Origin of the sequence: Dokdonella koreensis DS-123, from assembly GCF_001632775.1 — a bacterium.
GTDB lineage: Bacteria > Pseudomonadota > Gammaproteobacteria > Xanthomonadales > Rhodanobacteraceae > Dokdonella > Dokdonella koreensis.
Genome location: NZ_CP015249.1, coordinates 907,147 through 929,583, shown reverse-complemented (window position 1 = coordinate 929,583; position 22,437 = coordinate 907,147). Strand labels below are relative to the sequence as shown.

Annotated in this window: 18 protein-coding genes and 1 pseudogene; 6 read left to right on the top strand and 13 right to left on the bottom strand. The window is 67.9% G+C overall.

The features are described from left to right. Positions 1-68: 68 nt before the first annotated feature. Positions 69-2,102, bottom strand: coding sequence for a sodium-translocating pyrophosphatase (locus tag I596_RS03635; RefSeq protein ID WP_067644332.1), 2,034 nt, complete (start codon positions 2,100-2,102; stop codon positions 69-71). 197 nt (positions 2,103-2,299) lie between these two features. On the opposite strand from I596_RS03635, the gene I596_RS03630 reads away from it, so the two are divergent. After that, complete coding sequence (locus tag I596_RS03630) at positions 2,300-3,463, top strand: acyltransferase family protein (RefSeq protein WP_067644330.1); 1,164 nt, start codon at positions 2,300-2,302, stop codon at positions 3,461-3,463. A 23-nt stretch (positions 3,464-3,486) separates the two neighbouring features. Here the strand turns inward: I596_RS03630 and I596_RS03625 are convergent. The 3 genes and pseudogenes from I596_RS03625 to I596_RS03615 form a co-directional block, all read right to left on the bottom strand. After that, a pseudogene (locus I596_RS03625) lies at positions 3,487-5,076 on the bottom strand (ABC-F family ATP-binding cassette domain-containing protein); the annotation flags it as partial. 443 nt (positions 5,077-5,519) lie between these two features. Beyond that, a complete protein-coding gene (locus I596_RS03620; protein ID WP_067644327.1) occupies positions 5,520-6,089 on the bottom strand; it encodes a sigma factor-like helix-turn-helix DNA-binding protein in 570 nt (189 codons plus the stop codon). 131 nt (positions 6,090-6,220) lie between these two features. Further along, on the bottom strand, positions 6,221-7,360 hold the full coding sequence (locus I596_RS03615) for a TIGR03032 family protein (RefSeq protein WP_067644324.1): 1,140 nt from the start codon (positions 7,358-7,360) through the stop codon (positions 6,221-6,223). 151 nt (positions 7,361-7,511) lie between these two features. Here I596_RS03615 and I596_RS03610 point away from each other — a divergent pair, with 151 nt between their 5' ends. Next, positions 7,512-8,483 carry a LysR family transcriptional regulator gene (locus I596_RS03610; protein WP_067644321.1) on the top strand — a complete coding sequence of 324 codons (972 nt, stop codon included), beginning with the start codon at positions 7,512-7,514 and terminating at the stop codon, positions 8,481-8,483. Positions 8,484-8,536: 53 nt separating this feature from the next. Here the strand turns inward: I596_RS03610 and I596_RS03605 are convergent, their stop codons facing one another. After that, positions 8,537-9,421: an acyltransferase gene (locus I596_RS03605; protein ID WP_067644319.1), complete on the bottom strand. Its 885-nt coding sequence runs from the start codon at positions 9,419-9,421 to the stop codon at positions 8,537-8,539. 5 nt (positions 9,422-9,426) lie between these two features. Continuing rightward, positions 9,427-10,686 (bottom strand): 6-phosphofructokinase, encoded by a 1,260-nt coding sequence (locus tag I596_RS03600; RefSeq protein WP_067644317.1) that lies wholly within the window; start codon positions 10,684-10,686, stop codon positions 9,427-9,429. Between the two features lie 164 nt (positions 10,687-10,850). Between I596_RS03600 and I596_RS03595 the strand changes: the two genes are divergently transcribed. From I596_RS03595 to I596_RS03580, 4 genes are all read left to right on the top strand, one after another. Further along, positions 10,851-11,414 carry an adenylate kinase gene (locus tag I596_RS03595; protein WP_067644315.1) on the top strand — a complete coding sequence of 188 codons (564 nt, stop codon included), beginning with the start codon at positions 10,851-10,853 and terminating at the stop codon, positions 11,412-11,414. A 61-nt stretch (positions 11,415-11,475) separates the two neighbouring features. Continuing rightward, positions 11,476-12,831, top strand: a complete 1,356-nt coding sequence (gene mpl, locus I596_RS03590) for a UDP-N-acetylmuramate:L-alanyl-gamma-D-glutamyl-meso-diaminopimelate ligase (protein WP_067644314.1) — start codon at positions 11,476-11,478, stop codon at positions 12,829-12,831. Positions 12,832-12,884: 53 nt separating this feature from the next. Next, positions 12,885-13,484 (top strand): LON peptidase substrate-binding domain-containing protein, encoded by a 600-nt coding sequence (locus I596_RS03585; protein WP_067644312.1) that lies wholly within the window; start codon positions 12,885-12,887, stop codon positions 13,482-13,484. 168 nt (positions 13,485-13,652) lie between these two features. After that, on the top strand, positions 13,653-14,474 hold the full coding sequence (locus I596_RS03580) for an SDR family oxidoreductase (RefSeq protein WP_067644309.1): 822 nt from the start codon (positions 13,653-13,655) through the stop codon (positions 14,472-14,474). 282 nt (positions 14,475-14,756) lie between these two features. On the opposite strand, the gene I596_RS03575 is transcribed toward I596_RS03580, so the two are convergent. The 7 genes from I596_RS03575 to I596_RS03545 form a co-directional block, all read right to left on the bottom strand. After that, a complete protein-coding gene (locus I596_RS03575) occupies positions 14,757-15,659 on the bottom strand; it encodes a class I SAM-dependent methyltransferase (RefSeq protein WP_067644306.1) in 903 nt (300 codons plus the stop codon). Between the two features lie 10 nt (positions 15,660-15,669). Continuing rightward, complete coding sequence (locus I596_RS03570; protein ID WP_067644303.1) at positions 15,670-16,902, bottom strand: ABC transporter ATP-binding protein; 1,233 nt, start codon at positions 16,900-16,902, stop codon at positions 15,670-15,672. A gap of 124 nt (positions 16,903-17,026) precedes the next feature. Next, positions 17,027-17,803, bottom strand: a complete 777-nt coding sequence (locus I596_RS03565) for an ABC transporter permease (RefSeq protein WP_067644300.1) — start codon at positions 17,801-17,803, stop codon at positions 17,027-17,029. A 92-nt stretch (positions 17,804-17,895) separates the two neighbouring features. Next, positions 17,896-18,804, bottom strand: coding sequence for a peptidylprolyl isomerase (locus tag I596_RS03560; protein ID WP_067644297.1), 909 nt, complete (start codon positions 18,802-18,804; stop codon positions 17,896-17,898). A 99-nt stretch (positions 18,805-18,903) separates the two neighbouring features. After that, positions 18,904-19,329, bottom strand: a complete 426-nt coding sequence (locus tag I596_RS03555) for a hypothetical protein (RefSeq protein ID WP_067644294.1) — start codon at positions 19,327-19,329, stop codon at positions 18,904-18,906. An 880-nt stretch (positions 19,330-20,209) separates the two neighbouring features. Further along, complete coding sequence (locus I596_RS03550; RefSeq protein ID WP_067644292.1) at positions 20,210-21,676, bottom strand: hypothetical protein; 1,467 nt, start codon at positions 21,674-21,676, stop codon at positions 20,210-20,212. Between the two features lie 189 nt (positions 21,677-21,865). Beyond that, entirely contained in the window at positions 21,866-22,309 is a 444-nt protein-coding gene (locus I596_RS03545) for a hypothetical protein (protein WP_067644288.1), read from the bottom strand. Between the last annotated feature and the right edge of the window lie 128 nt (positions 22,310-22,437).

Genomic DNA, 22,437 nt, shown 5'->3' with positions numbered 1-22,437 from the left:
GGCTTCCGACGAGAACGACGAAGCCCCGAGGACCGGGGCTTCGTCTGATTGTGCGCAACCGCAGGCGGCTACAGCAGGGGAACCAGCAACAAGGCGACGATGTTGATGATCTTGATCAGCGGATTGACCGCCGGACCGGCCGTGTCCTTGTACGGATCGCCGACCGTGTCGCCGGTGACGGCCGCCTTGTGGGCCTCGGATCCCTTGCCGCCGTGATGGCCGTCCTCGATGTACTTCTTGGCGTTGTCCCAGGCGCCGCCGCCGGTCGTCATCGAGATCGCGACGAACAGGCCGGTGACGATGGTGCCGATCAGCAGGCCACCGAGCGCCTTGGGTCCGAGCAGGAAGCCGACCAGGATCGGCACCAGCACCGGCAGCAGCGACGGGATCATCATTTCCTTGATCGCCGACTTGGTCAGCAGGTCGACCGCGCGCGAATAGTCGGGCTTGGTCGTGCCTTCCATGATGCCGCTGATCTCGCGGAACTGCCGGCGGACTTCCTCGACGACCGAGCCGGCGGCGCGTCCGACCGCCTCCATCGCCATCGCGCCGAACAGGTACGGGATCAGGCCGCCGATCAGGAGGCCGATGATCACCATGTGGTCGGAGATGTCGAACGTGAAGATCGTGTCGGGATGCTCCACGCCGAGCTTGTGCGTGTAGTCGGCGAACAGCACCAGGGCGGCCAGGCCCGCCGAGCCGATCGCATAGCCCTTGGTCACGGCCTTGGTGGTGTTGCCGACCGCGTCGAGCGGATCGGTCACGGCGCGGACTTCCGGCGGCAGCTCGGCCATCTCGGCGATGCCGCCGGCGTTGTCGGTGATCGGGCCGTAGGCGTCGAGCGCGACGATCATGCCGGTCATCGACAGCATCGCGGTGGCGGCCACGGCGATGCCGTACAGGCCGCCGAGGTGGTAGGCACCCCAGATCGCTGCGCAGACGGCGAGCACCGGCCAGGCGGTCGACTTCATCGAGATGCCGATGCCGGCGATGATGTTGGTGGCGTGCCCGGTGGTGGACGCCTGGGCGACGTGGCGGACCGGCTTGTACTCGGTCGCGGTGTAGTACTCGGTGATGACCACCATCGCGCCGGTGAGGACGATGCCGATGACCGCGCAGCCGAACATGTTCCAGACGCCGTAGATGCTGTCGGCCATCAGCGCCTGCGTGACCGGGATGAAGGCCAGCAGCGCCAGCACGCCGGAGACGATCACGCCCTTGTAGAGCGCGTTCATGATCTTGCCGCCCGGGCTCGCCTTGACGAACCAGGTGCCGATGATCGAGGCGATGATCGAGACGCCGCCGAGCACCAGCGGGTACAGGGCGCCGTAGGGACCGGCATCGGCCGCCATGACGCCGCCGAGCAGCATCGTCGCGATCAGCGTCACCGCATAGGTCTCGAAGAGATCCGCGGCCATGCCGGCGCAGTCGCCGACGTTGTCGCCGACGTTGTCGGCGATCACCGCCGGGTTGCGCGGATCGTCCTCGGGAATGCCCGCCTCGACCTTGCCGACCAGGTCGGCGCCGACGTCGGCACCCTTCGTGAAGATGCCGCCGCCCAGACGCGCGAAGATCGAGATCAGCGAGGAGCCGAACGCGAGGCCGACCAGCGCGTGCAGCGCATCGTTCATCGAATAGCCCAGGCGGGCCAGCGTGACGTAGTAGCCGGCGACACCGAGCAGGCCCAGGCCCACTACCAGCATGCCGGTGATCGCGCCGCCGCGGAACGCGACCGCGAGCGCCGCATTGACGCCGTGCCGGGCCGCTTCGGTGGTGCGGACGTTGGCGCGTACCGAGACGTTCATGCCGATGTAGCCGGCCAGGCCCGACAGCACCGCGCCGATGGCGAAGCCGACCGCCGTGGGCCAGTCCAGCGCGATGCCGATCGCCAGGAACAGCAGCGCGCCGACGACGCCGATGGTCGAGTACTGGCGGTTGAGATAGGCGCGAGCGCCGAGCTGGATCGCCTTGGCGATCTCCTGCATGCGCTCGTTGCCGGCCGGCTTGGCCAGGATCCAGCGTATCGACCAGACGCCGTAGACGAGCGCGATCAAAGCGCAGATCAGCGAAAACAGGATGCCGTGTTGCTGCAGTAAAGCCATGTAGCTTTCCTCCCCGGTGCGTTTCGTGGACGTGCAGGTGGCTCTTGGCGGCCGCTGGACAACGCCGACCAGTATAGCCGCTGACGCCGAAGCAGCCATGCCGCCCTGCAGCGAGCACGCCGGCGCCGCCGATTGGCCCTACACTGGCCGGCCGGACCGGCCCGCTGTGCCGGCGCCGCATCATGGGATGCTCCGCGGTGACCGCACCTACCGACTACTACCCGGCGCTGACCGGACTGCGCGGACTGGCCGCGATCTGGGTCATGCTGCTGCATCTGTGGCTGCTGGCGGTGGCGCCCCCCGTCGTCGTGCTCGGCGTCGACCTGACCGCGCTGTTCTCGTGCGGCATGCTGGGGGTGGACCTGTTCTTCGTGCTGTCGGGCTTCCTGCTCGGCCTGCCGTTCCTGGCCTGGATCGACGGACGCCGGCCGTTTCCGGACCTGATCGTCTTCTTCAAGCGACGCTGCCTGCGCGTGCTGCCGCCGTTCTACGCGCAGCTGCTGATCCTGACCGTCGGCGGCTACCTGGTCAGCGGCGCCTGGCCGATCGACGCCAAGCAGCTGCTGGCCTACCTGAGCATGGAGTTCCTGCTGTACCCGGACATCGGGCCGCTGCTGAACGGCGTGTGGTGGAGCCTGCCCGTGGAATGGCATTTCTACCTGCTGCTGCCGCTGCTGGCCTGGCTGCTGTTCCATGCGCGCGCCTGGCTGGTCGTCACGCTGGTGATGGTCTGGGTGGTCTCCTTCCGCCTGCTCGCCTACGACCGCCTCTTCAGCGGGCAGCCGTCGGACCTGATCTGGTGGACGACTGTGATGCACCTGCCGGCGCGCCTGGACCAGTTCCTGTTCGGCGTGCTGGCCGCCTGGGCGCACCTGCGGCGTCCGGCCGGCCGCTCGGCATGGCCGGCCGCGGCCCTGGTGGCCGGCCTGGCCGGCCTGGCCCTGCTGGTCGCCGAGCTGGGCCGGCGCGGCAACGTGCTCGACACTGCCGACGTGCCGTGGATGTTCTTCCACTGGACGCTGATCGGCATTCCGATGGCACTGATCGTCTACGGCGCGGCCGCCGGCGGTCGGCTGGCGGGATTCCTGTTCGAAGGGCGCCTGCTGGCCTTCCTGGGCCGCATCAGCTACAGCCTGTACCTGTGGCACGGCATCGTCTTCGTCGTCGCCTATCGCACCGGCTTCAGCCAGTGGCCGCCGGCGGCCGGGCTGGCCCGGCTGGCGCTCTGGCTGGTCCCGGTCGTGATCGCCGTCGCGTGGCTGTCCTACCGGCTGACCGAGCGGCCGTTCCTGCATTCGGCGGCCGGCCGGCGCGCCGGCGCGGGCACCGGTGGCCTGGCGACGCGACCGGACGGCGCCTAGGCGGCGATCGAGGCCGCCGCTTCGGCGCGGTCGCCGGACCGGGTTCCGCGCGCGCGCAGCCAGGCGGCGTACTCGTCGAGGTCGCCGTCGAAAGCGTCCACGTGGCCGTCGGCCACACGCCAGAACGTCTCGCAGACCAGGCCGGTGAGGTGGCGGTCGTGCGAGACCAGCACGATCGCGCCGCCGAAGTCGCTGAGCGCTTCGGCCAGTGCCTCGCGCATCTCCAGATCCAGGTGGTTGGTCGGCTCGTCGAGCAGGAGCACGTTCGGCTTGCGCCAGGCGATCAGCGCCAGCGCCAGACGCGCGCGCTCGCCGCCGGAGAAGCCGTCGACCAGCTCGAAGGCGCGGTTGCCGGCGAAGTTCCAGCGGCCCAGGTAGTCGCGGAACTCCTGCGTGGCGGTGCCCGGCGCGATCTCCCGCAGGTGATCGATCGGGCTTTGCCCCTCGTGCAGCGACTCGACCGTGTGCTGGGCGAAATAGCCCAGTTGCAGGTCCGGATGCGCGGTGCGCTCTCCGGCCAGCAGCGGCAGCTCGCCGACCAGGGTCTTGACCAGGGTCGACTTGCCTGCGCCGTTGGGCCCGAGCAAGCCGATGCGGTCGCCGGCCTCCAGGCCGAAGCGGACGTCACCCAGCACGCGCAGGTCGCCGTAGCCGGCGTCGACATGGTTCAGGCGCAGCAGCGAGTGCGGCAGCTTGACCGGCTCGGCAAAGCCGATCCGGATCTGTCGCTCGGCGCGCACCGCCTCGGTGCCGGTCAGCTTGGCCAGGCGCTTGACGCGTGACTGCGCCTGCTTGGCCTTGCTGGCCTTGGCCTTGAAGCGGTCGATGAACGCCTGCAGGTGCGCGCGCTCGGCCTGCTCCTTCTCGAACGCGATCTGCTGCAGGCGCAGGTGCTCGGCGCGCTGGCGCTCGAAGCTGGTGTAGTCACCGGTGTAGAGCTTGGCCCGGCCCTCGTGCAGGTGCAGCGTATGCGTGCACAGCCCGTCGAGGAACTCGCGATCGTGCGAGATCATCAGCAGCGTGCCCGGGTACTTGAGCAGCCACTGCTCCAGCCACAACACCGCGTCGAGGTCCAGGTGATTGGTCGGCTCGTCGAGCAGCAGCAGGTCGCTCGGCATCATCAGCGCGCGGGCGAGATTGAGCCGCACGCGCCAGCCGCCGGAAAAGTCCGATACCGGCCGCTCGTGGGTATCGGCCGCGAAGCCCAGGCCGTGCAGCAGCCGTCCGGCGCGCGCGGTGGCATCGTAGCCGTTGATCTCGGCCAGCGTCTGGTGGGCCGCGGCGACCGCATCCCAGTCCTCCGCCGCCATCGCTGCCGCCTCGGCGCGCAATACGGCGTGCACCTCGGTATCGCCTGACAGCACGAAGTCGATCGCCGGATCGGGCAGCGAGGGGGTCTCCTGCGCGACGCTGGCGATGCGCAGGCGCCCGGGCAGGTCCAGGTCGCCCCGGTCCGGCTCCACCTCGCCCATGATGGCCGCGAACAGGCTGGACTTGCCGCAGCCGTTGCGGCCGACCACGCCGACGCGCGCGCCGGCGTGCAGGGCGAGGTCGATATCGGACAGCAGCAGGCGTTCGCCACGCCGCAAGGCGAAGTTTCGGAAGGCAATCATGATCGGCGTAGTGTAGCCGATCGCCCCGTCGGGGAATTGACGCCCAGGCTACGGCCGCTGGCGCGATCCGGGGAGGGGTCGCCCGCTCAGGCCGTTGAGCCGCGGGACCGGCGACGCGGCGTTGCCGCGACCGTGTGCATCGAGAACGGGCAGGACAGCCCCTTCTCGACCGCGTGCTAGGGCGTGTCATCAATCCCTCGGTAGGCCGCGCCGTTCTTGCGTGCGTCCGGGCCAAGGAAGAGGGAGGAAGTGGACGTGGGTCCACGCCCGAGCGATGACGCAGTCCCGGGCGTACGCAAGAGCGGCCCTACGGGTTGGCCCTGGAAAGCCGCCAGCGTGCGTTGCGCGGCTTGACCTGACGGCCAGTCAGGCGCGGCGCCACACAACACCCCCTGACGACTTTCCAGGGCCAACGCGACCTGCCGGGGGATTGATGACACGCCCTAGTGCGGCACGGCGCCCCGGCGCGCCGCCAGCACGAGCACGAGTGCCGCAAGACCGTTGACGGCCACCTCGCGCACCCGCGCCTCGCTCAGGCCGGTCTCGTCGGCGATCTGCAGGTACTCCATCGCGAACTCGATGCGCAGCACCAGGACTTCGCGCTCGGTCCGCGGCAGCTTCGCCAGCGCCTGCTCGTAGGCGTGTACCTGGTCGCGGCCGACCAGTTGCTCCACCCGCGCCGACACCGGGGCGGCTGGGCGACGCGCCTGCGCCTCTGCCGACGGCGCGACCGACAGCTCGGCCAGCGCGAGGTCGCGCAGGGCGACCAGCGGGTTCACGCCGCGACGAGACGGATCGCGACCGTGCAGTGGATCGGCCAGCAGGCGGCAGGCCATCTCGGCGACGCGGCCGGCGGCTTGCCGGTCCGGCGGCAACCGGTCGCACAGCCAGCGCCGCAGCAGCGGCAGGTAGTGCCCATAGCCCAGGACCGGCCCGAGGACATGCACGGTCCCGGCCTGCGATCCGGTGCCGAAACGGCCGATGTGCTGTGCGACAACCGAAACCTCCGGCATGGCCGTCTCCCGCCCGCAATACCCGCCCGTATCGTTGCCGAGGGCGCGAGCGCCGTCCAATCAAACTTCCTGACGCGCCGATAGCCGCCGGTTATCGCGATCGCCCGCAGGAATCGTTCGATAACCTGCGGCTATGCCGCCGGTGCCGGCGGCGGCGAGAACCTGACGTCCCGCAGGGCATCGTCGGGCAAGGCATAGGCGGTCTCGAGATACTCGCCCTCGTGGATGACCTCCGGGAACCCGATACCCGGCAAGGCCTGCACGGCGAAGATCTCCTGCACGCCGCCGGTGAACTTCAGGAGGCCGACGGTCTTGCCGGTGCCGATGTGCACCGCCCACACGCCCGACAACCGGTCGACGTTGTCCTCGGTGATCGGGATGTCGGTGAACGCGTTGGTCTCGCGCAGCTGCGACAGGCCGATGAACGCCACCGGGCCGAGGAAATCCAGTCCGCGCGCGAAGCCGGGGACGCGGGCGACGTCGGTCTTGGCACCGGTCTTCGGGTCGATCGTGACCAGGGCGCCGCGGCCGGACTCGAGCACCCACAACCGGTCGTCGTACCAGCGCGGCGAATGCGGCATCGACAGGCCGCGCGCGATCACCTGGTTGGACTGCATGTCGAGCAGGAGGCCGCCGTCGCGCTTGTTGGCACGCCAGCCCTGCGGCGTGTTGGTTTCGCCCAGCGCCGTCAGGTAGCGCGGCCGGCCATCCCGCATCCCGAGCCCGTTCAGGTGGCAGCGGTCCTCCGGCGCCAGGTGGCTGACGAACGAAGGACGCCAGCGCGGCACGAAACTGGACTTGTCGTCGAGGGTGCACAGGCACGAGAACAGCGTGTTGACGAACCACAGGTCGCCGTTGCGATCCCAGGCCATCTCGTGGATGTCGATGGCGCCGGTGACATGGCCGCGCCGCGCCAGGTAGACCGCGTCGTGCCGCGGCGGGTCGTTCAACCGGGAGGCCACCGCCGGCATGTTGCGGAACTCGACGATCTCCACCCGCGTGCCGAGCGCGATGCGCTCGCCGTCGGCGGCCATGCCCATCGGGCGATCGAAGGTGCGGAAATGCGTATTGATCGCAGCACCGTCGGGTCGCAGGATCACCAGCTTGCCGGCCTGGTAGGTGCTGACGATCAGGCAGCCCTGCAACTGGCGCAGCAGGTCCGGCAGGTTGGTGGTGTGCACGCTGGCGAGGACGGCGGCCGGCGCGTCGCCGGCGGGCGCCGTACCGGCCGGGCCGGCGGCGGGTTGCGAAGGCGGGCTGCTCATGGACATGGCCTGTTCCGGAAAGGCCCGCATCGTTGACGATCCGGCGGGCCGTTGCAACGCCTGCCCGCGCTGCGGCGCGCGCGGGCGACCCGCTCGCCGCTGCGCCATCGGCGTACAGTGTGGCTATAGTTCGGAAACGGCACCGGAGTCGCCTGCAATGACCACCCGGCTCTCATCGGCACAGCTCGAATCGTTCGTCGTGCTGGCACGCGAGCTGAAGTTCGGGCGGGCCGCGGAGCTGCTGCACATCAGCCAGCCGGCGCTGACCAAGCGCATCCAGAACCTCGAGGAGACCGTCGGCCAGATCCTGTTCCTGCGCCTGCGCGAGGGCCTGGAGCTGACCGAGTCGGGCCGCGTGCTGCAGCGCTATGCCGCCAGCATCGCGTTGCAGGAACAGGACCTCATCGACAACCTGATCGGCGGCAAGAGCGAGGACGGCAACCTGGCCGGCTTCTTCCGTCTGGTCGCGTTCTCCTCGTCGCTGCGGTCGGTGGCGCTGCCGGCGCTGGCGGTCCTGCTGCGCGCCAACCCGCGCCTGACCTGCCAGACGATCAAGGGCGAGGTGCACCAGATCCACGACATGCTGATCGACGGACGCGTCGACTTCTGCCTGTCGCTGTCCGAGTGCGAGCGCATGGGCATCGAGAACGTGCAGATCGGGATCGAGCGCAACGTGCTGATCGAGTCGGTCCGCCATGCCACCCGGCCCGACTGCTACATCGACCACGAGCCGCGCGACAACTTCACCGAGCGCTTCTTCCTGAGCCAGACCGGCGCGACCGTGCCGCGCATGCTGCGCGCATACTTCGACGACATCTACGGGCTGATCGATGCGGTCTCGCAGGGCATCGGCCGCGCCGTGGTACCGGTGCACCTGATCCGGCCCGAGCACGAGGTGCGCGCGGTCGCCGGCTACCGGCCGTTCGAGGTCCCCGTCCTGCTGCAGTTCCACACCCAGCCCCATCCGACCAGCCTGCAGCGCGCCGTGGTCGAGACACTGGTGCGCGAATGCCCGCCGCTGCTGCAGGCCAATCGCATGCACGGCAAGACCGGTGCGGCCATCGCCGACGACGCGCTGCTGCTGGCCCAGCGCCGCCAGCGGCGCAAGCGGCGCGCAGGCAAGACCTGAAGCGGGCGGACGGTTGGCCGGGCCCGGAATCGCGGACGCCACCGGTCCGCGCATCAAGACAGGCTGCCGGCGATCGTCGCGTCCTTCTCGCGCCACAGCCGGTTGATCCAGTCCTGGAAGCGTGCCCGCGCGGCCGCGTCGTCGTAGCCACCCTGCAACAAGGCGAGCGGGACCGGCAGCCGGCGCACCTGGACGCGCACCTCGCGCACGCGGCCGCAGAGCAGGTCCAGGACGGTCGGCCGGCCTTGCGGGTAGACCAGCGTGACGTCGACCACCGCGTCGAGCAGGTCGCCCATCGCCTCCAGCACGAAGGCGACGCCGCCGGCGCGTGGCTGCAGCAGGTGCCGATACGGCGAGCGCTGCTGCGCGTGCTTGTCGGCGGTCAAACGCGTGCCCTCGACGAAGTTCATGACCGACACCGGCATGTCGCGGTACTTGGCACAGGCGCGCCGGGTCGCCTCGAGGTCCTTGCCGCGCAGCTCCGGATGCCGGGCCAGCGTGTTGCGCGAGTAGCGCTTCATGAACGGAAAATCGAGCGCCCACCAGGCCAGGCCCAGCACCGGCACCCAGATCAGCTGGCTTTTCAGGAAGAAGCGCAGGAACGGGATGCGCCGGTTGAAGACGCGCTGCAAAACCGGGATGTCGACCCAGCTCTGATGGTTGCAGACCACCAGATACCACTCGTCGTAGCGGAGTCCTTCCATGCCGCTGACGCGCACCTGCGTGCGGCCCAGGCGGGCCATCAGCCCGCTGTTGAATCCGATCCAGCTCTCGGCCAACACCACCAGCGCCCGCGACAGGCGCCGCCGGAAGGCGGCCACCGGCACGAGCACCTTCAGCATCGCCAGGACGAACAACGGCAGGGCGTGCACCAAGGTGCTGACGCCGATCAGCACCGCCGCCGTCACGGCGCGCACCGCGGTGGCCACTACCCGCATCGGCCTCAGTCGGCCGGCTCGAACGGCGGCAATTTGCGGGCCACCGGCAGGTTCTTCAGCTTCACATAGCGTGGCAGCCCGTCCTTGCCGGTCGGTGGCGGATCCTCGCCGCGGATCAGCGGCGAGAGGTAGCGGCGCGCCCGCTCGGTGATGCCATAGCCGTCACGGCGGATGAAGCCCTTCGGCAGGACCTTTTCCGTGTTGGCGACCTTTGCCAGCGGCACCGGCTCGATCTTCCAGCGATACGGCGCATCGGAGGTCCGGACGATGGCGGGCATCACCGCGTGGCGCCCCGCCAGGGCATAGGCGACCGCGGCCTTGCCGACCGCGATGGCATGCGCAAGATCGGTCCTGGAGGCCAGGTGCCGTGCCGAGCGCTGCAGGTAGTCCGGCTGCGCCCAGTGGTACTTCAGGCCAAGCCTGTCCTTGATCCGCTGGGCCAGCAGCGGCGCCACGCCGCCCAACTGGGCGTGGCCGAAGGCGTCGCGCCCGCCGGCCTCGGACAGGAAACGCCCGTCCGGCGTCCGCACGCCTTCGGATACGACGACGGTACACCAGCCGACCCGCTCGACCGTCGCCTGCACGCGGGCGAGGAACGCCGCCTCGTCGAACGGCACCTCGGGGAACAGGATGATGTGCGGCGGCTCGTCGGGACCGTTCCCGGCCAGGCCGGACGCAGCCGCGATCCAGCCGGCGTGACGGCCCATCACCTCCATCACGAAGACCTTGGTCGAGGACTCGGCCATCGAGGCGACGTCCAGGCTGGCCTCGAGCACCGAGACGGCCGTGTACTTGGCCACCGACCCGAATCCCGGGCAGCAGTCGGTGAGTGCCAGGTCGTTGTCGACGGTCTTGGGCACGCCGATCACCTTGACCGGATAGCCCAGCGCCTCGGCGACCTGGGCGATCTTCAACGACGTATCGGCCGAATCGTTGCCACCGTTGTAGAGGAAGTAGCGGATGTCGTGCGCGCGCAGCACGTCGATCAGCCGCTCGTACCGAGCACGGTCCCGGTCGATCGCACCGAGCTTGAACCGGCACGACCCGAACGCGCCGCCGGGCGTGTGGCGTAATGCCGCAATGGCCGCGGACGTTTCCCTGGACGTATCGATCAGGTCTTCCCGCAGCACGCCGACGATGCCGTTGCGCGCCGCCAGTACCTTGACCTGCCGTCGCCGCGCTGCCTCGATGACGGCACCGGCGGTCGCGTTGATGACCGCGGTCACACCGCCCGATTGCGCATACAGCAAGTTCCCGCGATTCATCGCTCCTCCGATGCCCTCGGCGCGTTTGACACTCCCGGGTGCAGCCGTTAGCGTAGCCCGCGCTCGTTTGAGGGTCTGTCTCGTTGCCGGGGCAGTCTAGCGGATCGCGACGTGTCGGGATCGCACCGCCCCCGTCCAGCCGCCCACATCCAACGGAATACTCTATGCGACTCGTCCTGCTCGGCGCGCCCGGTTCGGGCAAGGGAACCCAGGCGGCCAGACTCAAGACCGCGCTCGGGATCCCGCACATCTCGACCGGCGACCTGCTGCGCGCCGCGGTACGGGCGGGTACGCCGCTTGGCCTCAAGGCCAAGGCGGTGATGGAATCCGGGCAACTCGTGTCGGACGACATCGTCCTCGGCATGCTCGAGGAGCGGCTGGCACAGCCCGATGCCGCCGCCGGCTTCATCCTCGACGGCTACCCCCGCAACGTCGCCCAGTGCCAGGCGCTGGAAGCGCTGCTCGCCCGCATCGGCCAGCCGCTGGACATCGCCGTAAAGCTCGACGTGCCGAACGAGACGATCATCGGCCGCTGCGAGATCCGCTACGCGGCCGAGGGCCGCGCCGACGACAAGCCCGAGACGGTGCGCGAACGCCTGCGCGTGTACGCCGACCAGACCGCCCCGGTGGCCGACTATTTCGCCGGTACCGGCAAGCTGGTCGTCGTCGACGGTGTCGGCGAGCTGGACGACGTGTTCGACCGCATCCTGGCCGCGCTGCCCCGCTGACGGCATCCGCTGTCGGCCGGTCCGGCACGGCCGCGCCGATGGTTCTCGAGGCTCCTGGCCCATGAAACTGCACATCCTCGGCATCTGCGGCACCTTCATGGGCGGCGTGGCCGCCCTGGCCCGTGAGCTGGGGCACACGGTCGAAGGGTCCGACGCGAACGTCTACCCGCCGATGAGCACCCAGCTCGAAGAGCTCGGCATCACGCTCCGGTCCGGCTACGACGCCGCTCACCTGACCCCGCCACCGGACCTGGTGCTCGTCGGAAACGCCCTGTCCCGCGGCAACCCGGCGATCGAGCACCTGCTCGATGCTCGCCTGCCCTACCAGTCCGGCCCGCAATGGCTGGGCGAACAGGTGCTGGCCCAGCGGCAGGTGCTGGCCGTGGCCGGCACGCACGGCAAGACCACGACCACCTCGCTGCTGGCCTGGCTGCTGCAGTCGCAAGGGCTCGCGCCGGGCTTCCTGATCGGCGGCGTGCCGGGCAATTTCGAGCGCTCCGCACGGCTCGGCGACGGCCCGCACTTCGTCATCGAAGCGGACGAGTACGACACCGCCTTCTTCGACAAGCGGTCGAAGTTCGTGCACTACCGGCCGTCGATCGCGATCCTCAACAACCTGGAATTCGACCACGCCGACATCTTCCCGGATGTGGCCGCGATCCAGCGCCAGTTCCACCATCTGGTTCGCATCGTCCCCGGCAACGGACGCCTGATCGTCAACGCGGAGGATCCCCGCCTGGCGCAGGTGCTGCAGATGGGATGCTGGTCCGCGGTCGAGACGTTCGGCATCGACGCCGGCGACTGGCGGGCCGAGCTGATCGAGGCGGACGGGTCGGCCTTCCGCGTCTCTTACCGCGGCCACCTTCTCGGTGAGGCCCGCTGGCCGTTGCTGGGCCGCCACAACGTCATGAACGCACTGGCGGCGATCGCCGCGGCCCACGCAGCCGGCGCATCGGCCGCCGCCGTCCTGCCCGCGCTCGCCGGCTTCGCCAGCGTCAAGCGGCGCCTGGAGCGCATCGACGCCGCGCAGGACATCGCCGTCTACGACGACTTCGCCCACCATCCCACCGCGATCGCCACGACGCTGGACGGCTTGCGTGCCCGTGTCGGCGCGGCCCGCATCCTGGTCGCGCTCGAGCCGCGCTCGAACTCGATGCGCCTGGGTGCACATGCGGACGAACTGGCGCCCTCACTGCGCAAGGCCGACCACGTGGTCTTCCTGCAACGCCCCGAATTGCCGTGGGATGCACAGCGCGTCATCGGCGCCCTGGCCGGGCACGGCGAGGCGGTCGGCAGTGTCGACGCCCTGCTGGCGGCGCTCGCCGGTGCCGCACGTCCCGGCGACCATGTCGTCTTCATGTCCAACGGTGGCTTCGAAGGCGCTCCGCAGCGGTTCGCCGCACACCTGCGTGGGTAGCCACCCGGTGCGGACTCGCCTGCCGTCCTGACCGCTTGCTAGACTCGGTGGTCATGGCCGCCGCCGACTGCACCGACCTGCCGCTGTTTCCGTTGTCGAATGTCCTGTTTCCCGGCGGCACGCTGCGGCTGCGCATCTTCGAGCCTCGCTACCTCGACCTGGTCCGCGAATGCAGCCGCGAGGGTCGCGGCTTCGGCGTCTGCCTGATCATCGAGGGTGCCGAGGTCGGCGAACCTGCGACCCCCGCAGCGATCGGAACGATCGCCCACATCACCGACTTCTACACCCTCGACCAGGGTCTGCTCGGCATCACGGCCGAAGGGCGCAACCGGTTCCACGTCGAGCGCACGCGCGTCCGCGACAACGGCCTCGTGCGTGGCGACATCCGGGCCTGGGACGAGGAGCGCACGATCGCCGTGCCGGCCGAGTTCGGCCTGCTGCCGACCATTCTCGACCGCCTGCTCGGGCAGATGAACCTGCCCGCGCGGCATGCCGACCGCAGCTGCTTCGACGATGCCAGCTGGGTGGGCTTCAGGATGGCCGAACTGCTTCCGCTGGCCGCCGGCGAGCGCCAGCACCTGCTGGAGATCGTCGATCCGCTGCAACGGCTCGCCCTGCTGCGCGATGCACTGCCGCGCTTCCAGCGCGAATAGCGCGCGGCCGGCCCCGGTGCCGCAGGAAGGCGTGCAAACGCACCGCTCCCCGTCCCGACCGGAGCCGGACCGGTACGCATCCGCTGCGCCGGACCGGCAGCTCCGCGCGTACGCTTTCCCGATATCCGGATACCACCCGCTCCCGCTACCCGAACACAAGGAACAGCCATGGCATCGCTAGCCGGAAAGACCCTCTTCATCACCGGCGCCTCGCGCGGCATCGGTCTCGCGATCGCGGTCCGCGCCGCCCGCGACGGCGCCAACGTCGTGATCGCGGCCAAGAGCGAGGTCGCCAATCCCAAGCTGCCCGGCACCATCCACACCGCCGCCGCCGCGGTGGAAGCGGCCGGCGGGCGGGCGCTCGCGCTGAAGGTCGACATCCGCGAGGAGGAAGACGTCCAGGCGGCGATCGAGCGCACCGTGGCCACGTTCGGGGGCCTCGACATCCTGGTCAACAATGCCAGCGCGATCTGGCTGCGCGGCACGCTGGACACGCCGATGAAGCGCTTCGACCTGATGCAGCAGGTCAACGCGCGCGGCAGCTTCCTGTGCGCCCAGCATGCGCTCCCGCACCTGCTCCGGTCCGCCAATCCGCACATCCTCACGCTGGCGCCTCCGCCCTCGTTCGATCCGCGCTGGTGGGCGCCGCATACGGGCTACACGCTGGCGAAGATGGGCATGAGCCTCGTCACGCTGGGACTGGCGGCCGAGTTCGCGGATCGCGGTATCGCGATCAACGCACTCTGGCCGCGCACGATCATCGCGACCGACGCACTGAACATGATTCCCGGCATCCCGATCGAGCGCTGCCGCCGGCCGGACATCGTCGCCGACGCCGCCCATGCGGTGCTGACCACCCCCAGCGCGGAGTTGAACGGGCGATTCCTGATCGACGAGGAAATCCTGCGTGCCCGCGGCATCGAAGCGTTCTCGCAGTACGCGGTCGATCCGACGCAGACGCCGCTGACCGACCTGTTCCTAGACGACTAGGACTCGACGATCTGGGCTCGACGACCAGGGCGTGTCGTCCCCCCCCCCCCGCGGGTTGCCCGGCCCGAGACGCGCCAGTGGCACGGCGCGCGCCTGACGGGCCGTCCGGTCCGGTCGCACGAAGTCATCTGGCGGCCTGCCGGCCCCACCCGGACGGCCGCTCGCGCGCAGGTCCGGGACGGCGCCACCGCTCGCACGTAGACCGACGTCCGCGTCCCGCTCTTCCCTGCCCCGGATACGCGCCGGTGCGCAGCGATCTACCGGGAATCGAACGACACCCCGTCAGCGCAACCAGCGGCGCCAGCCACGCGGCGCCGGCAGTGGTTCCGGTGCTGCCGGCCCGGCGTCCTGGCGCAGGCGGTCCAGCTCCGCCTCGAGTTCCGCGATGCGGGCACCCGCTGCCATGTTCTTGCGCACCTCGTGGTTGTAGTGCGCATAGACCGATTCCTCGCCGTCCCCGAACAGCGAGAGTGCCGGCAGCGGGGCCGGCAGGCCACGGCGACCGCAGAGGGCCACGTAGTACACCGGGGCGTAACCGAGACCCGGCACCGGCGCCTGGCCCGCGGATGGTGACGTCCAGGCCTGGCTGTCGCCGTCCGCGCCGTCGAGCGACCAGAGCGCCGACTGGAACAGCAGCTTCTGGCCATAGAGCCGCAGCTGCGGAAAGTGAGGACGCAGCAAGTCGAGCAGCTCGTCCCGGTACAGCTCACGGACATGGAACTCGTTGTCGAACCCCATCACGTCCGAGTAGGTGCGCTTGTCCGGCGAGGAGATCACCAGCAGGCCATCGTCGGCCAGCACGCGGGCGAAGCCCTCGATCAGCCGTTCCTGCGCATGCAGGTGCTCGAGGGTCTCGAACGAGACCACGACATCGAAGCGCGCGTCCTCGAACGGCAGCGCGGTGGCGTCGGCCTGCACGAACTGGAGATTCGTGCGGCTGCCGTAGCGGTTCCTGGCGTGGTCGACCGCCTGCGCCGAGAGATCCACGCCGACGACGCTCGCCGCCGCGTCCGCCAGCAGGTTCGAGCCGTAACCCTCGCCGCAGGCGGCATCGAGCACCCGCTTGCCGCGCACGAGGTCGAGTGCGAATGCGTAGCGATGCCAGTGCTCGTACCAGATCTCGCGCACGCATTCGGGCGTGAAGCGTTCGCCCGTGAAAGGCAGGGCGGCGGGACTGTCGCTCATGTCGGCAACCTCAAGCTCCCGGCACCCGCGAGGCGGGATGCTCGGATACGTCGTGCCAGCGGTGGGAAAGTCGCACCATCCCGAACTCGCGAGAGCTGCCGCGGATCGTGATGGCGCGCTCGATCGTATCGAACGCGCGGACGCCCTCGGTGTCCATCGAGTGCACCCGCAAGCTGTAGCCGCCGGGCAGCAGCGGCAGTGCGCAGAAATCGACCGCGACCACGTACGTGTCGCCATCGCGCGTCGGCGTCACGGCGTCCATCTCGGTGGTGACGCCGTAGACCGGCGTGCCGTCGGCACGCACCAGCCCGAAGGCGACGATCGGCGGCCGCCCGTCACGGGAGCGGACCCGCACGCGCACGCGCAGGTCGGCCCCGCCGTCGAGAACCAGGGCGCGCTCGTCCGCGCTGCCGTTGACGTCCACCCCCACGACCGCGAACTCCTGCGACGCGTCGGCCGTCTTGGGCCGAGCGGCCTGGTCGCTTCTCCTTTCCTGGTAGGCGAGATAGGCCTGGGTGACGTCGAACACGTCGCCATAGCCAGCGACCGTCCCGTCGCGCAGCCAGCACGCATGACGGCACAGCTTCTGCACGTGGTACATGCTGTGCGAAACCAGCAGCAAGGTTCCGCCATCGGCCAGGTAGTCCTCGATCCAGCGCACGCATTTCTTCTGGAACGCCTCGTCCCCGACCGCGAGCACTTCGTCGGTGATCAGCAAGTCAGGACGCAGGGCCGCCACCACGGCGAAGCCCAGCCGTACGACCATGCCGGACGAATAGTGCTTGACCGGCTCGTCGATGTACCGGCCGATGTCGGCGAACGCGACGATCTCGTCGAGCTTGGTGCGCAGCTCCGCCGCGCTCAGGCCGTAGAGCACCGCACTCATCGCGATGTTGTCGCGGCCGCTGTATTCCGGATGGAAGCCGGCACCCAGCTCCAACAGCGCACCGACCCTGCCGTTCACCGTCACGCCGCCGCTGCTGGGTGTCAGCACGCCGGCGATCAGCTTCAACAGGGTCGACTTGCCGGCACCGTTCTCGCCGATGAGGCCCAGCGACTCGCCGCGTTGCACTCGCAGGTCGACGTCGTGCAGGACCTGGATCGAATCGATGTCGCCCCGGCCGCTCAGCAAGGCTCCGAGCGCCCGCAGGCGGTCCCGCCGCTGGAAGACCTTCGGGTAGCGCTTGCCCAGGCCTTGCGCTTCGACCAGCAACGAGGGTGCCGGCACGCCGTCAGCGGACATCGGACGATCTCGGCAGGGGGCGAAGCGTAATCAGCATGGAACGAGGTTCCTGAGGACCGGACGCACTATAGCGCCGAGCTTTCTGCGGAGGTTCTCCGGAGCGGCATGATTCGACGCCATGGCCTCAGAGGAAATCCTCGAAATGCCGGTTCAGCCGCCGAAAGACGAAGCTGCCGATGGCCAGCACCAGCCCGGCGACCACGATCGCCACGAGCAGTCGGCCAAGGTCCAGGTGACCGTATCCCAGCAGCAGGCTGCGGAAGCTTTCCGCGTAGAACGTGAAGGGATTGAGGTCCAGCCAATGCCGGTACGCCTCGGGCAGCGATTCGCGCGCATAGAAAACCGGCGCCGCGAACATCATCAGCATCAGCAGTTGCCCCAGCGCCTGGATCAGGTCGCGCACGAAGACCTGCAACGCGGAAAGCACCAACGCGATACCGACCGCCAGGGCGAACAGCGGCAGGTACAGGGCGAGTGCCGGCAGCAGGCCCAGCAGGTCGATCCGGTATCCGAGAAGCTTCAGGATCAGGACGATGGCGACGAACCCGGCCGTATGGATGAGGAAGCTGGATGCGGCAGCCGCGAACACGAAGACCTGCCGCGGCAAGGCGATCTTGCCGATCAGCGCGGCGTTCTCCTGGATCGCCGTCGTAGACCGCAGCAGCGCCTCGGAGAACGCCGTCCACGGCCACAGCGCCGTCACCAGGAAAGGCACGAACCCGGGCGCGTCGGCCCCCGGCAGGCGCGCCTTGAAGACGTGCACGAAGACGAACGAATAGACGGCGAGCTGGACGAGCGGTTGTACCAGGGCCCACAGACCGCCGCTGAAGCTGCCCGCGAACCGGTTGCGCAGCTCGCGACGGAGGAACTCGACCGCCAGCGCGAATGTTCGACGATGCACTGCTCTGGGAGCTCCCGATCTGAAAGAGGCCCTGTCAGGGGGGCTGGATCTTCTTCGCTCCGACACGCTCGGCCCAACCTGCACGCGACCGGCTACTGCCCGAGGGCTTGCGCACCATTCGCATAGCGGGTGCGCAAGGAAGCAATCGCTTCCGGATTGAACTCCATGGGCGTCGTGCGCAGGCTACCTAGATACTCGTCGATCCGCTGCTTCACGTACTCGGTGCGCTTCGCTTCGAGGATGGAATCCTTGACCTCATCGAAAGTGAGCTGTCGATCGGGCTCGCGCACGACCGCCTTGAGGATATAGATCCCTCCCACCTCTTCCACCACTGCCGATACATCACTCGGCGCTTTGAGACTTCGCGCCGCGGCCCGCGTCGCGTCTGGATAGTGTTCCGATCCAGCTGCATCTTCCAGCGTCCCAGCCTCGACGCCATGCTGCTCGGGTGTGCCGTAGATCGCGTCGAACTGCCGCACATCGGATTGAATCTGTGCACGAAGGCGGTTCATCGTGGCCTTGGCCGCTGCAAGGCTCTCCGGCTTGGGCTTCCCGCGCTCCTTTTCGGCTTCCACCGAAGCCTTCAGGTACTGCACGTCGATTCGACCGGCGACGACATAGTCGGACCGATTCGCCGCGTACATTTCCTCGGCGAGCACCGTCATATCGGGGACATCCGAGTCCCGAACCCGCTCCAGCTGCCTGCGATAGGTGCCGGCCGGGTCCTTGTCGATCTGACTCAACAGGATGGGATCTGCTTCCTGGCGACGAACGTCCTGGACGACCAGCTTCTGGGTCAGAAGATTCTGCAGGACCTGCTCGATCCGCTTCGGGCTGTCGAAGAAGGCCGCCCGGTCCTTTTCCGGAATCGTCTGGGCGAATTGATCGACATCCTTGACCGTCACTTCGACACCACTCTGCTGGACGATCACATGCGCAGGCAGTGCATGTGCCATCGAGATGCCGGTGGACATTAGCAACAGGAACAGCAGCGTCTTCATTACCTGTATTCCACTCTCGCCGAAAAGCAACGCCGCCCTGAATGCAACCAGGGCGGCGTTGGTCTGTGGAGCTATCCGAAACTGATGAGCGCGTCGCTGCTACGGACTGACCGATCCGCAGTCAACACTGCCCGGGCAGTTGTTCTGATACTGCATGCGGCAACCGCCCGCCGCGCATTCGGATCTGGACTCACTCGTGATCGGCAGCGGCGTGTAGACCATGTTCAGATAGTAGGTCTCACCCAGCTGTAGCTTGCATTCGTAGTTGCCGGTCACGATCGAGTAGGAGATATGCCCCGACGGGCCCAGGTTGTTGAACCAGCATCCCGTCGGAGTCGGTGATGTGGGACCCGGTGTGGACGTGAAGTCGCCGCATCGCTTGCTGATGCTGGCCGAGATGCCGTTTCCGCCACCGCCGTAGTGCTGGAACGCCGTCGAGCTGCCGGTGAGCCAGAAGCTGCCTGTTCTATTGGGCGTGAATTCCAGCGCAACATACTGTTTGCCGCCGAATTCGACGCCGACCATGTTGCCGCCGAGGTACGGCCATGGGTTGAACGTACCCGGCGCGGAGGAACGCTGCCCCAGACATGTCCCCATTGAGTCGTCGGCGATGCCAAGCGCGGGCCATCGCCCGATTGATAGCGAACAAAGCCTTGGGTAACACGCGTCCATCCGGTCGGAGCCGCACACCCTTCCGGCGCAGCCGTGACATTCGCCGAAATCTCCGAGACAGCCGCAGTCTGGACATTCCCGTTATAGGTGCAGTTCAACCGGAAATGGTAGTTTCCCGCGACGGCAGGCGTCAGCGTCAGATTGTGGGGGGTTGCGCAACTCGACGTGGAATTGCAGGCGACACCCGATGCCGGCCACGGCCAACCAGCACTTTGTCCTGCCGGAATGCTGCTGCCGTCGTAGGTACACAGGTCGGCATTAGCCGCCGCCCATTGCACTTGCGCCGAGGCACCGATTGCCCAACCGGACGGCAACACCCAGTTTGCCGGCCCCGGGTTGATCGACGGTACCGGCAGCGGAGCCGTTTGGCAGTTGGTTCCGAACGCCCCGGTCGCCCGCAAGTGTCCCGTCGCCGGATCGGCGGTGACACCGTTTCCATTCGTCGTGAATATGCACGGATTGGCCGGCTGCGAAGGATCGGTCAATTCGATGACCGTCTGAGCGTGAGCCAAGGGCGAAAAGACCAGGGCTAGCGGGAGGAAGGAAAAGGACCAGCGTACCAATCGAGATGTGGAGGGCATTTCAGAAGCTTCCCTGGGCATAAGCGGTGGGATTGTAGTGCGTTCCTATGCACAGAAGTGCAAATTCGTCGTTAAATCCGCGCATTCCAAGCGCGCAATAAAAAAAGAGGGGGCTTGCGCCCCCTCTTTTCTGATACTACACGCACTGTCTCTTACGAGCAGGTGCTCTCGCCAGCCGTGCAGCTCCGGCTTGCACGATGACGGTACACGCCCGAGTAGTTCGACATCACACCGTCGGACACGTTCTCGTTGACGAGGTTGTTCGCCCAGAAACCGGTGACCGGCAGGCCGTGATAGACGTTGCCGTTCAGCGACGCACGCAGAGCATGCGGCTCCGAACCCGGGTTCAGGTTCAGCTTGACCCAGCCTTCCGCACCGACGGTCGGGCGGATGTTGGTGACGAGCTTCGAACCGAGAACGCCGGAAGCGGTCGGGGCGGTCGTGACGTCGAGGAAGCTGATGACGTTGGTTTCACGGCACAGCGACGACGGCGGAGCACCCGGAGGCGGCGGCGACCAGCCCGACGAACCGGCAGTCGTGGTGACTTCTTCGCGGTCGTAGATGCTGATGCCGACCTCGACGCACGAGACGCCCGGCGCGGTGAAGCGCTGGACGAACGGCTGCACCGGAGCAACGGCCGGAGCGACGACCATCAGCGGATCCACGTAGAAGCGCTTGGTCGGGAAGGTGACAACCCAGTCCGAGTTCGCACCGATCGCCGGGGACACGACATACTCGTTGTAGATCGCGTTGGCGGTCAGCGTGGCGCTGACGGCGTCGATGGCGCGGTTGGCAGCATAGACGCTGGTCGAAATCGAGGTACCCAGCGCCACGAACGCCGTGGCGGAGTCGCCGCTGGCATCGATCGCATCGTCGAGCGCCGGACGCAGGTTGTCGGTACCGGTGAACAGCGGAGCTGCACGCCAGCCTTCCAGAGCGTCGGCATTGAACGAGAAGTACGTACCCTGAGCGACGTTGGCGACCGCACCACCACCGAACAGACCACCGGACGGAGCGCTCATGTCGGCGTTGGCCGCATTGAGGTTACGCACCGTGCCGCAACCACCCGGCGTGTTGCCGTTGTTGTGCGTGATGGCGCTGTTGGTCGGACCGGTCAGCGTCGCCATTTCGATGATCTCGAAATGACCTTCACGCGTACGCGTGATCGTCTGCGGGCCGCCGTCACCGGCGTAGGCGAACGAACGGAACTTCGTGTACGGCGCACCGCCCACCGTGCCGTCACCCTCGCTGAACATCGGCGAGGTGCAGCTCTTGTCGCGGGTCAGGATGGCCGCACCGTCGCCCTGGTCGTCGAACACGTCGTCCAGCGCGAAGATCGTCGCGGTCCACACGTCGTAGCGCGACAGCCACAGGTTGAAGTCGAGGACTTCGCGGCTGTTGTAGCCTTCCAGGAAGCGGACCTTGACGGCCTTGCCGGTGCTGGTCGTGTTGACGACCGACAGATAGGTCTGCTGACCCTTCTCGACCGTGTAGTACGGGTAGAGCAGAACCTGGCCGAGACCATCGGGATTCAGGTCGACGGCGTTGGCCAGGCTCGCGAAGCCTGCGACGCCGGCGATGCCGGCGATCACAGCAGTCGTCAAGCTGTTCTTCTTCATCACAACACTCCTAATTAGGACCACAGGGCTTTTTTGCTTTCACCAATCCCGCGCCGGCCATCAGCGACTCCCCGACTGCCGCTATCGGGACTGGGCAACAGCGCTGCCATGTTAAGGCAAAGGAAAGTGGCATGCAATCCCCAGCCGGAACCTTCTCTTATGGCAGCTAAATCAATCAGTTAAGCCAGATCAGTTGGCCGGAAGATAGTACCAACGCCCGCCGGAGCGGATCCACGTTTCGCGTATCGGAGCAAAGGCTTCCTGGGACTTGCCGACACCCAGGCCGGGCAGCCGGATCGTGTGGTCGACGAGCAGAAAGACGCTGCAGCGATCGGCCTCGCATTCCTTCCTGACGAAAGTGACCTTCTTCCAGCCGATCGGGCGCGAGTTCATCGCTGCCGCATAGGCTTCACGCGTACGCGTGCTGCGATACCCGGGCGAGAGGAGGTCGTAGGCCTTGTCCGCCTGTCGCTTGATCAGGTACTCCCAGCGCTGCACCGACAGCGTATCGATCGCGTCGACGGATACGCCGCCCTTGATTCCGGAGGATGCACAGCCCCCGACCAGCAAGGCAGCGATGGCGAGGAGTCCCAGCAAGCCCTGCAAGCGAAGGGTCTTGAAATCAATGCTCATGTACGAGTCCTTTTCTATCGATGATGGCCGGCCGCCGTGAAACACGGCGCACCTGCGCGAAATCCGCATCGCCCCTGCGTGGAGCTCCCGGCGCCGGCGAATGCGAAGCCGACGCTAGGACATCGGCG

Bases quoted from the DNA above. Each gene is read 5' to 3' on its own strand.
- I596_RS03575 (WP_067644306.1), bottom strand. From the start codon at position 15,659: ATGAGCGACAGTCCCGCCGCCCTGCCTTTCACGGGCGAACGCTTCACG.
- I596_RS03615 (WP_067644324.1), bottom strand. From the start codon at position 7,360: ATGTCCATGAGCAGCCCGCCTTCGCAACCCGCCGCCGGCCCGGCCGGT.
- I596_RS03545 (WP_067644288.1), bottom strand. From the start codon at position 22,309: ATGAGCATTGATTTCAAGACCCTTCGCTTGCAGGGCTTGCTGGGACTC.
- I596_RS03620 (WP_067644327.1), bottom strand. From the start codon at position 6,089: ATGCCGGAGGTTTCGGTTGTCGCACAGCACATCGGCCGTTTCGGCACC.
- I596_RS03600 (WP_067644317.1), bottom strand. From the start codon at position 10,686: ATGAATCGCGGGAACTTGCTGTATGCGCAATCGGGCGGTGTGACCGCG.
- I596_RS03570 (WP_067644303.1), bottom strand. From the start codon at position 16,902: ATGTCCGCTGACGGCGTGCCGGCACCCTCGTTGCTGGTCGAAGCGCAA.
- I596_RS03605 (WP_067644319.1), bottom strand. From the start codon at position 9,421: ATGCGGGTAGTGGCCACCGCGGTGCGCGCCGTGACGGCGGCGGTGCTG.
- I596_RS03585 (WP_067644312.1), top strand. From the start codon at position 12,885: ATGGCCGCCGCCGACTGCACCGACCTGCCGCTGTTTCCGTTGTCGAAT.
- I596_RS03550 (WP_067644292.1), bottom strand. From the start codon at position 21,676: ATGAAGAAGAACAGCTTGACGACTGCTGTGATCGCCGGCATCGCCGGC.
- I596_RS03560 (WP_067644297.1), bottom strand. From the start codon at position 18,804: ATGAAGACGCTGCTGTTCCTGTTGCTAATGTCCACCGGCATCTCGATG.
- I596_RS03580 (WP_067644309.1), top strand. From the start codon at position 13,653: ATGGCATCGCTAGCCGGAAAGACCCTCTTCATCACCGGCGCCTCGCGC.
- I596_RS03635 (WP_067644332.1), bottom strand. From the start codon at position 2,102: ATGGCTTTACTGCAGCAACACGGCATCCTGTTTTCGCTGATCTGCGCT.
- mpl (WP_067644314.1), top strand. From the start codon at position 11,476: ATGAAACTGCACATCCTCGGCATCTGCGGCACCTTCATGGGCGGCGTG.
- I596_RS03555 (WP_067644294.1), bottom strand. From the start codon at position 19,329: ATGGTCGGCGTCGAATTCGGCGGCAAACAGTATGTTGCGCTGGAATTC.
- I596_RS03595 (WP_067644315.1), top strand. From the start codon at position 10,851: ATGCGACTCGTCCTGCTCGGCGCGCCCGGTTCGGGCAAGGGAACCCAG.
- I596_RS03610 (WP_067644321.1), top strand. From the start codon at position 7,512: ATGACCACCCGGCTCTCATCGGCACAGCTCGAATCGTTCGTCGTGCTG.